Origin of the sequence: Amycolatopsis decaplanina DSM 44594 (assembly GCF_000342005.1) — a bacterium.
GTDB classification, from domain to species: domain Bacteria; phylum Actinomycetota; class Actinomycetes; order Mycobacteriales; family Pseudonocardiaceae; genus Amycolatopsis; species Amycolatopsis decaplanina.
In genome coordinates, this window is the sequence record NZ_AOHO01000068.1 from 284,091 (window position 1) to 298,587 (window position 14,497).

Consider the following 14,497-nt stretch of genomic DNA (forward strand, 5'->3'; position numbering starts at 1 on the left):
TCGAACTCGAAGTTCGAGGTCTCCTTCACCCCTGCGGGGCGGCCTCCCGGGGACACTTGCGGAGTGTCCGTACTGACCGGGCAGACCCTTGGGAAGTACTCCCCTCGTCGGTCCAGTATCGCACTTGGTAAAGAGTTATTAAAGTCGGGGTCAGGCCGGACCCTCCCGCAGCACGCCGCGCACCGCGTCGACGGACAGGTCGTCCCACGGGAATTCGGCCATCCACCAGGTCGCCCCCGCCCGTGCGTACGGTGCGAGATCCGTCCCCGCGGGGACGCCGATGGCGAAGTCGTACGGCGCCTTGTCGTCTTCACGCAACGCGGTGATCGTCTCGACCACCTCGGCGAACTCGTCCGCGTGCGGCAGATGCACCGGGAAGAACCCGTCGTACCGTGCGGCCCTGCGCATCGGCTTCGTCTTCCCCGGAAAACCCGCCAGCCAAACGGGGATCGGACGCTTCGGCCGGGGCAGGAAGGTGATGTCGTCGACCGTGTAGTGCACGCCGTGGTGCCGCACGGGCTCGCCGGACCAGGCGGCCGTGAGGATCTCAAGCGACTCGTCCAGCATCTCGCCGCGCTTGCGGTCGTCCACTTCATCGCCGGTCTTCGAGAACTCCCCGCCGAAGCGGTCACTGCCGAGCCCCGCGCCGAGGATCAGCCTTCCGCCGCTCAACCGGTCCAAGGTGGCCGTCTCGCGGGCGAGCTTGACCGGACGGCGGCGGGCCGCCGGCGTGACCATCGGACCGAAGGCGAGGTTTTCGGTGGCGGACGCGACGGCGGCGAGGGTGATCCACGGATCGGCGATCGCTCGGACCGGCTCGTGCCAGCGGACGTGGTCCCAGACGAACAGGCCGTGCCAGCCCGCTTCCTCGGCTTCTGCGGCGAGGCGCGCGATGATCACCGGATCGGCCAGTTCGTCGAAGATCGGCAGCCAGAGTGCTGAGCGCAGAGTCATGCGTGCGACCGTACGTGGCTCGTGAGTGGTAAGACGCGTTAGAACCGTCCTTACCACTCATGACGACCTGGTCGACTCGGTCCCAGCGCCCTCGCTCGCCTGAGGTATACGAAGGCCCCCTTTCTCGCGCCTAGCGCTAGGAAGGGGGCCTTCATGTACTCGACCAGGCGTTTAGGTCGGGTTTCCTCGGCTGAGCCGCGTGAAGGGGCCTTCACGCGCGGCCGCTGTGACTGCTTGTGCATGTGGGGCGAACGTGGCGATCGCCGTGTCCGTGAAGGCCTCCTTGAGGGACCCAGAGTCCCTCAAGGAGGCCTTCACGGACACGTCACGAGCACCGCAACCCGCCCGCCCTCCGCAGGAGCAGCACTAGCCCACCTCCCGCAGCACCTTCCTGGCGCGCGCCACCCCGTCCTCCTCACGCAGCCGCCCGGCGACGTAGTGCGCGCCGCGGCGGAACAGGAGGTTGCCGGACAGCTCCAGCAGCCGCGCGGTCAGCGAGTCCGCAGTGAGCTCCCGGAGCGGCAGCGGGCGCGGCCCGGCGCCGAGCCGGAAAACCCGGTCGCCCCAATAGGGCTGGTCGGAGAAGACAGGGCAGACGAGCGCCGGGACGCCCGCGCGCAACGCGGCCGCGGTCGTGCCCGCGCCACCGTGGTGCACCACCGCCGCGGTACGCGGGAAAAGCCACGCGTGCGGGACATCCCCGATCGCCAGCAGATCGTCGTCGTCGGACACGGCATCGGTGCCGAGCAGGCCGCGCGACCCCACCCGGCGCAACGCCGTGCGGACGGCCGCGAACGTCCGCTCCGCCTCCGACGGCCGCATGCTGCCGAAACCGACGTACACGGGAGGCGGTCCGGACGCGAGAAAGTCCCGCAGACGCGGGTCCGGTCGCCATGCGGCGGGTGCCTCGAGGAACCAGTACCCGGTGACATGGACCCTCGTGGGCCAATCCTTCGGCCGCGGCACCACCGCGTCGGAAAAACCGCACAGTACCGGGGTTTCCGTCCGCCGGGGCCCGCGTAGACCAGCCGCGGGCAAGCCGAGTGACCGCTCGCGCCACCGGTCCACCTCCGGCCGCAGCACCTGCCACGCGACGGTGTCGACGGCGCGAAAGCTCAGCCGCCTGCCACACGGCCCGGCCTTGGCCGCCCACGGCAACAGCGGATGCGCGAAAGCCCCCGTCGGAACGCTGGGCTGGTAGTGCAGTTCGACGTCGGGGACGCCGAGCGAAGCGCCCAGGTGTGCGCCGAGGAACCCGAGCGTCGGGGCGAGTACGAGGTCCGCTCCCGCCGCTCCCCGGTGGACGTCGGCCAGCAGGCGCTCCATCACCGGGGCCAGCGCACCGCGCAGCCCGCGCAGGAAGGTCACGGGCGTGCGCCCTCCCTCGGTCCACTCGCGTCCACCGTCCGAACCGAGGATCTCACCGGGATCGGCCGAGAGCGGCGCGAAATCCAGGCCGTGCCCGGTCACCAAGGTCCGGAACCGCTCGGCAGCCAGCACTCGCACCCGATCGCCGTCGAGCCCACGCCCCAAGGCGATGCACGGCTGGACGTCGCCCCGCGACCCCGGAGCGACGATCACGACGAGCCGCGTCACCGCTTCGCCGCCGTCAACCGGTAGCGGAGTCGGAACGGCAGATTCGCCAGCACAGCCGCGATGTGCGCGTCCCTGCCGACCAGGTACCTCGGCGCGACCCGCCGGGCGGTCAACGCGTGGACCACGACCCGCGCGGCCCGTTCGGGCGGCACACCGTTCCGCGCGGAACGCTCCGCGCCGCGTTCGGCCTCTTCCAGTTGCGCCGCATACCTTTCCCGCGCGACTTCCGGCAGGGCGGCACGCACTTCTTCGGCGGCGGCGCGGGCGCGCGGCCAGATCGAGGTGGCGACAGCGCCGGGCTCCACGAGGACGACCCCGATCCCGGACGGGGCCAGTTCGGCGCGCAGGCTGTCGGTCAAGCCGACCAAGGCGAACTTCGACGTGTGATACGGCCCGACCATGGGCCCGGCGATCCGGCCACCCATCGACCCGACCGTCACCACCCTGGCGGCGGGCGCGGCGCGCAGCGCGGGCAACATCGCCTGCGTGACGGCCAGCTGACCGGTGACGTTGACCTCCAGCTGCTGCCGGAAATCTTCGAGCGGGACGTGTTCCAGCGGTCCCGGCCGGGCCATCCCGGCGTTGTTCACCAGACCGCGCAGCGGACCTGCCGCCGCGACCTTCTCGCCGCACGCCGCGATCGACGCCGGATCCCGGAGATCCATCCGCAGCACGGTGACCGCGTCGCCGTAGGTGCGGGCGAGTTCGGTTTCATCCGCGTCGGTGCGCACACTGGCCCAGACGTGGGCATCCCGCCGGACGAGTTCGGTCACGCAGGCCCGGCCGATCCCGCTCGAAGCCCCGGTGACCACAAAGGACGGACGGGTCACGACGCCTCCCCCGGCTTCACCGGCGCGGAGAGCGCCCGCAGCATCCGCGGCCACGTCTTGTGCAACTGGTCCTGCCAGTACGCCCAGTGGTGCGTGCCCGGCCCGTAGAAATCCGTCATGACCGGGACGCCGAGCCGGTTCAGCCGGTCCGCCATCGCGGTGGTCTGGCCGGAGCAGAGGAATTCGAGCAGCATCGCGCCGGGCAGCACGTCGATCGGGAGCTTTCCGTCGAACGGCCCCGGCAGGCCGTTGCCGGTGGACAGGTACAGCTCGGTGCCGCGAAGACGGTCGGCGTTCACCAGCGGATCGTGCGCGTCCCAGCGGGACGCCTCGCGCCGCCGGTCACCCCAGAGCGCTTCGGGATCTTGCCGCGCCGAGGCGACGATCGCGCTGGTCAGCAGCTCACCGTACGGGCCGGTGGGGTTGAGATTGCCGCTGAACGACCCGGCGAACCGGAACACCCCCGGCCGCCGTGCGGCGAGTTCCACCGCACCGTATCCGCCGAGTGAGAGACCCGCCGCCACCCGCCGTCCGTCGCCGCGATAGCCGCGATCGATCAACTGCGGGATCTCGACCGCGGTGAACGTCTCCCATTGGTTGAGCACGACGTCCTTGCCGTAATTCCACCAGTCGGAAAAGAACCCCGCGGAACCGGAGCCCGGCATCACCACCAAGGCGCCGGAGTCGTCGGCGAGTTTCCGGATGTCGGTGTTGGCGGTCCAGCCGCGATAGTCCTGCAGCCGTGTCTCCCCGGCGAGCAGGTACACCGCCGGCCACTTCCGGTCCGGTTCGGCGTCCCACTCCGACGGCAGGATCAGCCGGACCATCGCGTAGCTCCCGACGCCGGCCGAGCGCACGGTGAGGTCCAGCATCCGCGGGTCACCGTCCACAGTGGTCTGGGCGACGACGTGCGAGCCGTCGTCGGCGCGGACGTCCCGGACTCCGCTCGCGGCCCGCGCCGGGGCCACGGCGACGCTCGGCAGCAAGCAGATGGCGGCCACCAACGACGCGACGGCCCGTAGCCGCCTCGAAGTATCGCGCATACGTAATCCTTTGTCCCGGCCGTTCGACAGAATTCGAAAATGTGACGGCGATTACCCGAGAAAGAAAGCCAGAGGTGCCGACACATTAAGCGGAAGAACCCCTTCCAGGCAATTGTCCTGCCCACAATCCGGGAGGACAATATGAATGCCAGGGAAACAAGAAATGCAGCGGCCTCCCCCAGCAGGGTGACCCGGCACTCACGCACCGTGAGCAACTGTGGCACGGGGGTACCAGAACCGACTCGCGCACCAGCGAAAATCCTGGACCTCGCAGGTCACACCCTGTACACGAAGGACATTTACGTTCTCTTGACACCTTCCGGTATTCGATTTCCCGTCGTAGCCTTCGTCGTGCCGCCCCGGTTCGGCGTCCCCTGACGCGACCCCGGCGCCCGCGTCCCACCGAAGGGACCACGATCTCCCCAGGACCCTTCCGAAAGGGCTATTCATGGCTGCCCGAATTCGTGCTCTCGTCGTCTCCGCCGCCGCGGTAGCGACTATTTCCGGAACCCCCGGAGAATCGATTCAGGCGGTCGCGGCACCGCCTTCCCCCGCTGTTCCGCCCGCCGCCCTGCTGCCGCCCGAAACCGTCCCGCACGCGTCCGCGCGCGACGGTTTCGACCTGGCCTCCGCCTTGTCCACTTCGGACCGAGAAGAGAGCCGGATCAACATCGGGGGCTGTGCGGACGTCGTCCACGGCAGGCTGGTCGGCACCGGCGCCACCGGCCAGGGTTTCCAGTCCGCGGTGCCCGGCGGCCAGGTGTCCGAACTGGTCGCACGCATGACGAACCCGCCCGATCTGGCGGCATGGGCCGCGCAGGCCGGGCGGTGCTCGAAGGTGACGGTCGACGACGCGGCCGGTACCGCGGTGTCGACCGTCACCGTCCACCCGGCTCCCGCCGTTCCGGGCGCGAAAACCCTTTCCTACGAACAACTCCTGACGTTACCCGGGCAGCCCCCCGAGCTGCCGGGACTGCGTCTGCGCACCGTCGCCATCGCCGCCGACGACGTCTTGGTCGTGCTTCGTGACGCCGGAACGACCGGCCTCGATCTCGACGCCCTGGCCGTCGCCGCCTGGCGGCACGCCGCCGGCCCGCTCGGCCGCTGAATCCCCGCACCACCCCGCCGAACCGGGTTCACCACCGAACACTGAGGAGACGCCATGTCCCTGGCCCCCGAAAACCTGCCGGCCACGGCCGGCCCCACCCTCCCCGCCTGCCTTCGGCATTGGGCGGACGTCGACGGCGACCGGCCCGCGCTGACCTTCGCCGACTTCGCGACCGATCGCGCCGGACGGCGGCGGACGCTGACCTGGAAACAGCTCCAGGAGCGCGTCGACGCCGTCGCGGGCGCGTTGCCCGTCCAGCCCGGTGACCGGGTGGCGGTGCTGTGCCCGCAGAGCGCCGATTACGTCGTCGCCTTCCTCGGCGCGATCACCGCGGGCGCGATCGCCGTGCCGCTGTTCGACCCCGGGCTGCCCGGGCACGCCGGACGGCTCGCCGCGGTGCTGACCGACTGCTCCCCCACCGCGGTGGTCACCTCGGCCGCGGCCGAGGACGCGGTCCGCGAGTTCCTGGCCGGTCTGCCCGGTGGCGAGCGCGTCGCCGTCGTCGCGGCCGACAAGCCGGCCGAAGGGCCGGTTCGCTCGTGGCCCGCCCCGGCCGCGGCGCCGGACGATGTGGCGTACCTGCAGTACACCTCAGGCTCGACCCGCAGCCCGGCGGGAGTGGTCCTGACTCACACGAACGTGCTGGCCAACGTCAGCCAGGCGGTACGCGGACTCGGCATCGACCCGGCGGCGGGGACCACTGTGTCGTGGCTGCCGCTGTTCCACGACATGGGTCTCGTCCTCGGCCTGATCACGCCGCTGGCGATGGGCATGCGGTCGGTGCTGATGGATCCGCTGGCCTTCATCGAACGGCCGGTGCGCTGGCTGGAGTTGCTCGGCGACCACAACGGGAGCTGGAGCGCCGCCCCGAATTTCGCGTTCCACTACGCGGCGAGCCGAGTACGCGCGGAAGACCGCGCCAAACTCCGTCTCGACCGCGTCGCCGCGATCGTCAACGGCGCGGAGCCGATCAACCCCGGCGTACTCGACCGATTCCACGCCACCTTCGCCGAGGTCGGGTACACCCCGGACAAGACCCGGCCCGCGTACGGGCTGGCCGAAGCGACCGTCTTCGTCACCACCGGTCCCGGCGTTCCCCCGCGCGTCACCACGTTCGACCGTGCCGCGCTGGGCGAGGGAACGGCACGGCGGGCGGACGACGGTCTCCGGCTGGTCGCCTGCGGTGTCCCGGTGGGTCAGCACGTCGCACTGGTCGATCCGGAAACCGGTGTCGCGCTGGAGGACGGTTCGGTCGGCGAGATCTGGGTCCATGGGCCCAACATCGGCACAGGCTACTGGCGGAAACCGTTGGAGCGCACCGAAACCTTCGGCGCCCGGCTGACCGGCGATCACGAGGGACTACCGGCCGGGCCCTGGCTGCGCACCGGCGACCTCGGCGTCCGGCACGACGGCGAGGTCTACATCGCGGGCCGGATCAAGGACCTGCTCATCGTCGACGGCCGTAACCACTACCCGCAGGACGTCGAAGCCACGGCGGCCTCGGCCGACCGCGACATCCGACCTGGCAGTGTCGCCGCGTTCGCCGTCGAAGGCACCGACACCGAAGCCGCGGTCGTCGTCGCCGAGCACCGCGGTCACACCGCGCTGACCACGGACGACGAGCGGGCGCTCGCCGTGGTGATCCGGCGGCTCGTTTCCGACGCGCACGGCCTCGCGCTGCGCGACGTCGTGCTCGTCCCGGCCGGCCTGGTCCCGCGGACCTCCAGCGGCAAGATCGCGCGGAGCGCCTGCCGCGACCGTTACCTCGCCGGTGATTACGGAAAGGCCTTGGTGCGATGAGAAACTCTTCGTTCGACACCCCCGCGCTGCGTCGCTGGCTGCTCGACACCGTCGCCGGGCACACCGGCGTCGACGCGGCCCGGCTCGAAGCCGACCGCCCGCTCAGCGACTACGGCCTGTCCTCCCGCCAGGCCGTCGGTATCGCCGCCGATCTCGAAGACCTGCTCGGCACCCCGCTCCCGGCCACCCTGCTGTGGGAAAGCCCGACCATCGACCATCTGGCCCGGTCCCTCACCGGTGGCGCCGAACCGGAATCGGAGCCTTCGAGCACAGACCGCCGCCGGACCGACCCGATCGCCGTCGTTGGCCTCGGCTGCCGCTGGCCGGGCGCGGACGGCATCGACGAGTTCTGGGAGCTGTTGCGCAGCGGACGGGACGCCGTCCGGACCGCGCCGCCGGGCCGGTGGAACGCCGGCGCGGCGCCGATCGTCGGCGGCTTCCTCGACGACGTCGCGGGTTTCGACGCGGACCACTTCGGCATCACCCCGCGTGAAGCGTCCACAATGGACCCTCAGCAGCGGATGCTGCTGGAGGTCGCCTGGGCGGCGCTGGAACACGCCGGGATCGCCCCGGCCTCCCTGCGCGGCAGCCGGACAGGCGTGTTCACCGGGATCTCGACCCACGACTACGGGCATCTCACGATGTCGGGTGGCGGGGTGGATCTGTGGACGGCCACCGGAGCGGCCGGGAGCATCTCGGCCAACCGGCTCTCCTACGTCTACGACCTGCGCGGGCCGAGCATGGCGGTGGACACCGCCTGCTCCTCGTCGCTGGTCGCGGTGCACCACGCGGTGCGCGCGCTGCGCGACGGCGAGGCGGATCTGGCCTTGGCGGGCGGGGTGAACCTCATGCTGCTGCCCGGACCGACGGCCGCGTTCGCCGCCGCGGGTCTCCTCGCCGGAGACGGCCGGTGCAAGACGTTCGCCGCGCACGCCGACGGGATCGCACGTGCCGAGGGGTGCGGCGTCGTCGTGCTCAAGAGGCTGGCGGACGCCGAGTACGACGGCGACCGGGTGCTGGCGGTGATCCGCTCCACCGCGGTCAACTCCGACGGCCGGTCACAGGGCATGGCGGCGCCGAACCCCGCCGCCCAGCAGGACATGCTGCGTACGGCGTACCACGGCGCCCGGCTGGACCCGTCCACTGTGGACTACGTCGAGGCGCACGGCACCGGCACGTTGCTGGGTGACCCGATCGAGGCCCGCTCGCTCGGCGCCGTACTCGGCAAGGACCGCCCGGCCGACGCCCCGCTGCTGATCGGCTCGGTGAAGACGAACATCGCGCACGCCGAGGCGGCCGCGGGGATCGCCGGGCTGATCAAGGTCGTCCTCGCGATGAGCCGGGACGAACTGCCACCACAGCTGCACTTCGACGCGCCCAACCCGCACATCCCGTTCGACGACCTGCGCCTGAAGGTGGTGACCGAACCGACGCCGTGGCCACGCCGGTCCGGCCGCGCCACGGCGGGGGTGTCCGCGTTCGGCTTCGGCGGGACCAACGCGCACGTCGTCCTCGAACAGGCCCCGGCACTGGATCCGGCACCGGATCGCGCGGACGTCCGGATCGGGCTGCTGTCCGCCCGCACCCGCGACCGGCTCGCCGAACGCGCGACCCAGCTGGCGAACTGGCTGGAATCCTCGGCCACGCCGTCGCTTTCCCTCGCCGACGTCACCCACACACTGTCCCGGCGCGACAACGGCGGACCGCACCGCGCCGCCGTCGTGGCGGGGGACACCGCCGAACTGGCGGTGCTGCTGCGCGCCGTCGGTTCCGGTGCCGACCCGCTGCCCGCGGGCGCGGTCACCGGCACCGCCCGGAACACCGACGGCCCGGTGTTCGTGTTCTCCGGTCACGGCTCACAGTGGCCGGGCATGGGGCAAGGACTGCTGGCCGCCGAACCCGCGTTCGCCGCGCAGGTCGACAAGCTCCACGACCTGTTCACCGAGCACACCGGCCGCTCACTGCGCGCCCTGCTCACCAGCGGGATTCCCCTGTCCCTGCCCGAAACCCAGACGGCCATCTTCGGGACGCAGATCGCGCTGGCCGCCCAGTGGGAGGCGCTCGGGGTCCGGCCGGCGGCCGTCGTCGGGCACTCTCTCGGCTCCGCGGCCGCCGCAGTCGTGAGCGGCGTACTCACCCCCGACGAGGCCGTCCACCTGGTCGCGACGCGCGCCCGGCTGCTCGGCACCATCGGCCCGGGCGGGGCGATGGCGGCGGTGGAGCTCGCACCGGAGGAACTGGCTCTGTACCCGGACATCGAACTCGCCGTCGAATCCGGGCCGGGGCAGCTGACCGTGGCCGGGGACGCGACCGTGCTCGACCTGCTGGTCGCGGAACTCGAAGCGGCGGGGCTGGCCGCGCGACGGCTGCCGGTCGAGGTCGCCGGGCATTCCGCCCGCGTCGACCCCGTCCTGCCCCAACTCCGGGAGGCGCTCGCCGAACTGGGTGGCCGCCGTCCGACGGTGCCTTGGTACGACACGGTTCTGGCCGATCCGCGGGAGCTGCCGGACTTCGACGCCGGGTACTGGGCCGCGCACCTGCGCCGTCCGGTGCGGTTCCGGCAGGCCGTGACGGCCGCAGCCGAGGACGGGCACCGCGTCTTCCTCGAGGTATCGCCTCATCCGATCCTGCGGGGTTCGGTCACGCGGACGCTCGAAGCCGAGGGAATCCACGACGCCGTCGTCACCGGAACGCTGCGCCGGGGCCAGGACGAGGTCCGCGCGCTGGGCGCCGCCGCGGCCGAGCTGTACTGCGCGGGCACCCGGATCACCACCGCCGATCCGGACGACGGTGCGCGGCTGGTCGACGTCCCGCCGATGCCGTGGCGGCACGAACGGCACTGGTACACCACCACCGAGGAGCCGCCGTCGTTCGCCGCACCCACAGCGGGACCGGAACCCGTGCGGAGCGACGGTGGTGACCGGCTGACCGAGATCGTCGCCGCCGTCATGGGACTGCGTCCCGATCGCCTCGACGCCGACCTCCCGCTGGTGGAGCTCGGGCTGGATTCCCTGATGGCGAACCGGATCTCCGACGCCGTCCGCCGGGAGTTCGGCACCGAACCCGACGCCGTCAGCGTGCTCCGGGGCGCCACCCTCGCCGATCTCGGCCGCGATCTCACACCCCGCGAGAACGAGGAACCACTGCCGTCCCGCGGTCGCGCCTGGGACGCGGCGGACCGCCTGGTGCTGCGCCTGTGGCAGGAGCACACCGGCGCCGAAGCGACCGGCACGCAGGTCCGGCTGACCGAGACCGGCACACCGGACCGGCTGGCCGAACTGCTCGCCGAGGGGCTCAGCACCGAGCTCGACACGCCTGTCGACGCTTCGGAACTCCGACGGCACGACTCGCTCGCGGCCATCGCCGACGTCGCTCGCGCCGTCCTCGACACGCGGGAGGAGCGGGGGCCGGTCCACGTCCTCGCTCCCGGCGAGGCCGGGGTCGCGCCGCTGCTGCTGTTCCACCCGGGCGGAAGTACCTGCACCGTGTACCGGCCGCTGCTGGACCGGCTGCCGCCAGGGGTGCCGTGCGTGGGGTTCGAACGCGTTCCCGGGGTCGGCATCGAGGAGCGCGTCGAACACCTCCTGCCGCTGGTGCGGGCACAGCGTCGCGACCGGCCGTACCGGCTGGCGGGCTGGTCGTTCGGCGGGGCGCTGGCCTACGGCGTCGCCGCACGGCTCGCCGAAGAAGGCGAAGAGGTCGAGTTCGTCGCGCTGATCGACACCATGCTCCCCCTCCCGGAGCCGGATCTCGATCCGAGGGCGTCGTCCGCCCGGCGGTTCCTGCGGTTCACCGGATACGTCGAGGGAACCTATGGCCGCGAAGTACGACTCGGCCATGAGGAACTGGCTCCGCTCCCCGAAGAGGAGCAGATCGAGCTGACCATGCGGCGAGTCGCCGAAGCGGGCTTGCTCAGTCCCGGTGTACTCCGGCACCAGCGCCAGTCCTTTTTGGACACCCTGGCGGCCGAACGCGGTACGCCTCGCCGCTACGACGGACGGGTCGTTCTCTACCGGGCGACCGGGCACTACGCGGCCGGACTGGCGATGGAACCCCGGTATTCGCGCACGGATCTCGCGGCAGGCTGGGCGGAGTTGTGCCCGGGGCTGGAGATCGTGCCGGTCGAGGCACATCACCTGTCGGTGGTCGACCCGCCCCACGTCGATGTCGTGGCGAGGCATCTGGCGGGACTCCTGTGACCACGGCCCGGGCCGAGCGAGCGGTCGACCGCGCCTGGCCGCTGCTGGCGGTACTCGGCGCCGGGCTCTTCCTCGTGGCGGTCGACGCGACCGTGTTGCACGTCGCGTTGCCCGACCTCGTCCGGCAACTGCGACCGGGCGCGGCTGCACAGGTGTGGATCGTGGCGATCTACCCGCTGACCGCCGCGCCGTTGCTGCTGCCGTTCGGCACCCTCGGCGACCGGTACGGGCGGCGGCGCGTACTGGTCGCCGGGTACGTCGTGTTCGGGATCGCGTCGCTCGGCTGCGCGTTCGCGCCGAACGTGCCGGTGCTGCTGGGCTGCCGCGCGCTGCTCGGCTGCGGCGGCGCGATGATCATGCCGGTGACGATGTCGCTGCTCCGCGAACTGTTCCCGGAGCAGCGGCACCGTCGCACGGCGATCGCGGTGTGCAGCGGGATCGCGGGCACCGGGTCGGTGTTCGGGCCGATCCTCGGCGGAGTGCTCGTCGAGGCGTGGGGCTGGCGGGCCACGTTCCTGCTGAATCCGCCGGTGATCCTCGCGGCGGTGGTGCTGGCGCTGCGGTGGCTCCCCCGCACTCCGCCGGGACAGCGGCCGTGGGACGCGCTCAGCGCCGCCCTCGCCGCGGGCGGCGTCCTGGGGATCGCTTTCGCCGTCGGGCATCCGGGCTCCTGGACCACGGCCGTCGCCTCGGGCTTGACCGGATGCGTCCTCATCGGACTGTTCCTGCGCCGCCAGCGCCGGACCGATCCGCCGCTGCTGGACCTCGCCCTGTTCCGGCGGCCGGGAGTGCGGGCCGCGGTGGGCGGGGTGCTGCTGGTGATGAGCACACTCGTCGGGCTCGGCCTGTTGTTCGCCCAGTACCTGCAGGTGGTGCTCGGGCTCTCACCGACGGCGGCGGCGGGCAGGCTGCTCCTGGTGCTGGGCGCGTCGGCCGTCGGCAGTGTCGTGACCCCATCGCTGCTGGGGCGCTTCGGCAACGCGCGGGTCCGCACGGCCGGGTTCGCAGTGGCGGCGGTGTCGTTGCTGGTCCCGGCGGCGGGATCGGCCGCGCTGACATCGCCGGTGCTGCTGGGTGCCGGGCTGACCGGACTGGGGCTGGGGATGGCGCTCGCGCTCACCTCGAGCACCGACACCCTCCTTTCGGCGACCTCGGCGGACCAGGCCGGCGGCGCCGCGGCGGTGGAGAAGACGGGCTACGAACTCGGTGCGGGCTTCGGAACGACAGTGTTCGGCTCTCTGGCGGCCGCGGTGTACGCGGGACACCTGACCGTGCCCGCCGCAGTGCCCGAACCGGCGCGGCTGCTCGCCTTGTCGGGACCGGCTCAGGCGGAGACGGCCGCCTCGGGGTTGCCTTCCGGGCTCGCCGCCGAAGTGCTCGACGCCGCGAAAGCCGCCTGCACCACAGGACTGCAGGTGTCGGCGGCCGTCGCTTGTGGACTGTTCCTGGTGGCCGTCCTCGTCAGCGCGGGCGCGCCTCGTCGGTGAACCGCTCGGCGAACTCCCCCGTCGGCGGGATCTCCTGGATCACGTCGATCAGGACGCCGTTGGGGTCGGTGACGATGAAGTGCCGCTGCCCGAACTCCTCGCTGCGCAGGGAAAGCACCTCGGGCAGCCCCGCCTCTTCGACCAGCCGCCGGTGCTCGGCGTCGACGTCCTCGACCTCGAAGTTCAGCAACAGTCCCTGCACGGGTTTGCCTGCCCCGCCGGGAATGGTGTCGTGCCCGGGGGCGAGGATCGCGAGCTCCCACTCGCCGCGTTCGAGGCTGACGTACCAGTCGGCCTCGAACGTGAGCTCGAAGCCGAAGTGACCGCAGTAGAAGTCCCGGGTCTCGGCGATCTTCTCGGTCATGAGAACAGGATAAAAGCTGGTCAGACGCATGATGCCACCTTGCTCGTGAATAATACCGACCGTCGGTTTGTTTTTTGAAAGTTAGCCAACCGACGGTCGGTATGTCAAGATTCCGGACATGGCCCGCACGAAGCAGCAGCAGCGCGAAGAGACGATGGAAGCGTTGACCGCCACCGCCCGGCGGCTGTTCGCCGAGCACGGGTACGGCAAGGTCGGCCTGGAGACCATCGCGCAGACCGCGGGCGTGAGCAAAGGCGCGCTCTACCACCACTTCAGCAGCAAGGCGGAGCTGTTCCGGCATGTGCTCGGCGTCGTGCAGCACGACGTCGGCGAGCAGATCGCGCGGGCCGCGGACGCCGCGCCGGATTCATGGGCGGGGCTGCTGGCCGGCTGCCGCGCGTTCCTCGCCGCGGCGACCGATCCGGAGACCCAGCAGATCATGCTGCTGGACGGCCCGTCGGTGGTCGGCTGGCAGGACTGGCGCGAACTGGACGCGGAGTCCTCCGCCCGGCACCTCGCCGAAGCGCTGACCGGGCTGATGACCGAGGGCGCCCTGGCGAAGCGGCCCGTCGAACCGTTGGTACGCCTGCTTTCCGGTGCGATGAACGAGGCCGCCGTCTGGCTCGCCCACTCCCCCGACCCGAAGGCCGACCTCGCCGCGACCATGGACACCCTGACACCGATGATCGAAGCGCTCCGCTAAGCCGAACTCGCGTGCTCAGAGACGGAACTCGCGTGATTGGGGCCGGATCATCGAGTTCGGCGTCCAATCACGCGAGTTCCGTCTTCAAGCACGCGAGTCACGTGTTCGGGCACAACGCGAAAAGGCCCCACCTTGTCGGGTGGGGCCTTTACTGCGGTGGGCGATACTGGGATCGAACCAGTGACCTCTTCGGTGTGAACGAAGCGCTCTCCCCCTGAGCTAATCGCCCGTGGTACGAACTTCGGTCCACCGGGGAAGCGAACCTGGTGCGCGATACTGGGATTGAACCAGTGACCTCTTCCGTGTCAGGGAAGCGCTCTCCCGCTGAGCTAAACGCGCGTGTTGTGTTGTTCGTACTGGCGATAGCTTAGCGGACCCCGTTTCCCGGGCCGTCACAGGGGTTCCCTATCCGC

General features: G+C 71.2%; 10 protein-coding genes and 2 tRNA genes. 5 read left to right on the top strand and 7 right to left on the bottom strand.

Annotated features, from left to right (window positions below; genetic code table 11):
- Window positions 1-150: 150 nt before the first annotated feature.
- From H074_RS26635 to H074_RS26650, 4 genes are all read right to left on the bottom strand, one after another.
- Entirely contained in the window at window positions 151-954 is an 804-nt protein-coding gene (locus tag H074_RS26635) for an LLM class flavin-dependent oxidoreductase (protein WP_007033178.1), read from the bottom strand.
- Between the two features lie 366 nt (window positions 955-1,320).
- Entirely contained in the window at window positions 1,321-2,550 is a 1,230-nt protein-coding gene (locus tag H074_RS26640) for a glycosyltransferase (protein ID WP_007033179.1), read from the bottom strand.
- Window positions 2,547-3,380, bottom strand: a complete 834-nt coding sequence (locus H074_RS26645) for an SDR family NAD(P)-dependent oxidoreductase (protein ID WP_039923505.1) — start codon at window positions 3,378-3,380, stop codon at window positions 2,547-2,549. Before H074_RS26645 ends, H074_RS26640 begins: the two co-directional genes overlap by 4 nt.
- Window positions 3,377-4,423: an alpha/beta hydrolase gene (locus tag H074_RS26650; protein ID WP_007033181.1), complete on the bottom strand. Its 1,047-nt coding sequence runs from the start codon at window positions 4,421-4,423 to the stop codon at window positions 3,377-3,379. The genes H074_RS26645 and H074_RS26650 overlap by 4 nt, the downstream gene beginning before the upstream one ends.
- A gap of 448 nt (window positions 4,424-4,871) precedes the next feature.
- Between H074_RS26650 and H074_RS26655 the strand changes: the two genes are divergently transcribed.
- From H074_RS26655 to H074_RS26670, 4 genes are read left to right on the top strand one after another with little or no spacing between them, the layout of a single operon-like run.
- Window positions 4,872-5,531, top strand: a complete 660-nt coding sequence (locus H074_RS26655) for a hypothetical protein (RefSeq protein ID WP_007033182.1) — start codon at window positions 4,872-4,874, stop codon at window positions 5,529-5,531.
- 54 nt (window positions 5,532-5,585) lie between these two features.
- Complete coding sequence (locus H074_RS26660; protein ID WP_007033183.1) at window positions 5,586-7,331, top strand: fatty acyl-AMP ligase; 1,746 nt, start codon at window positions 5,586-5,588, stop codon at window positions 7,329-7,331.
- Window positions 7,328-11,530, top strand: coding sequence for a type I polyketide synthase (locus H074_RS26665; RefSeq protein ID WP_007033184.1), 4,203 nt, complete (start codon window positions 7,328-7,330; stop codon window positions 11,528-11,530). Before H074_RS26660 ends, H074_RS26665 begins: the two co-directional genes overlap by 4 nt.
- Window positions 11,527-13,017 (top strand): MFS transporter, encoded by a 1,491-nt coding sequence (locus H074_RS26670; protein WP_007033185.1) that lies wholly within the window; start codon window positions 11,527-11,529, stop codon window positions 13,015-13,017. The genes H074_RS26665 and H074_RS26670 overlap by 4 nt, the downstream gene beginning before the upstream one ends.
- On the opposite strand, the gene H074_RS26675 is transcribed toward H074_RS26670, so the two are convergent.
- Window positions 12,992-13,381 carry a VOC family protein gene (locus H074_RS26675; RefSeq protein WP_235096892.1) on the bottom strand — a complete coding sequence of 130 codons (390 nt, stop codon included), beginning with the start codon at window positions 13,379-13,381 and terminating at the stop codon, window positions 12,992-12,994. The genes H074_RS26670 and H074_RS26675 overlap by 26 nt on opposite strands.
- 118 nt (window positions 13,382-13,499) lie before the next feature.
- On the opposite strand from H074_RS26675, the gene H074_RS26680 reads away from it, so the two are divergent.
- Window positions 13,500-14,084 carry a TetR/AcrR family transcriptional regulator gene (locus H074_RS26680; protein ID WP_007033187.1) on the top strand — a complete coding sequence of 195 codons (585 nt, stop codon included), beginning with the start codon at window positions 13,500-13,502 and terminating at the stop codon, window positions 14,082-14,084.
- Window positions 14,085-14,241: 157 nt separating this feature from the next.
- Here H074_RS26680 and H074_RS26685 read toward each other — a convergent pair.
- Window positions 14,242-14,313: transfer RNA gene (locus tag H074_RS26685), tRNA-Val, on the bottom strand.
- A 35-nt stretch (window positions 14,314-14,348) separates the two neighbouring features.
- Window positions 14,349-14,423, bottom strand: a tRNA-Val gene (locus tag H074_RS26690).
- Between the last annotated feature and the right edge of the window lie 74 nt (window positions 14,424-14,497).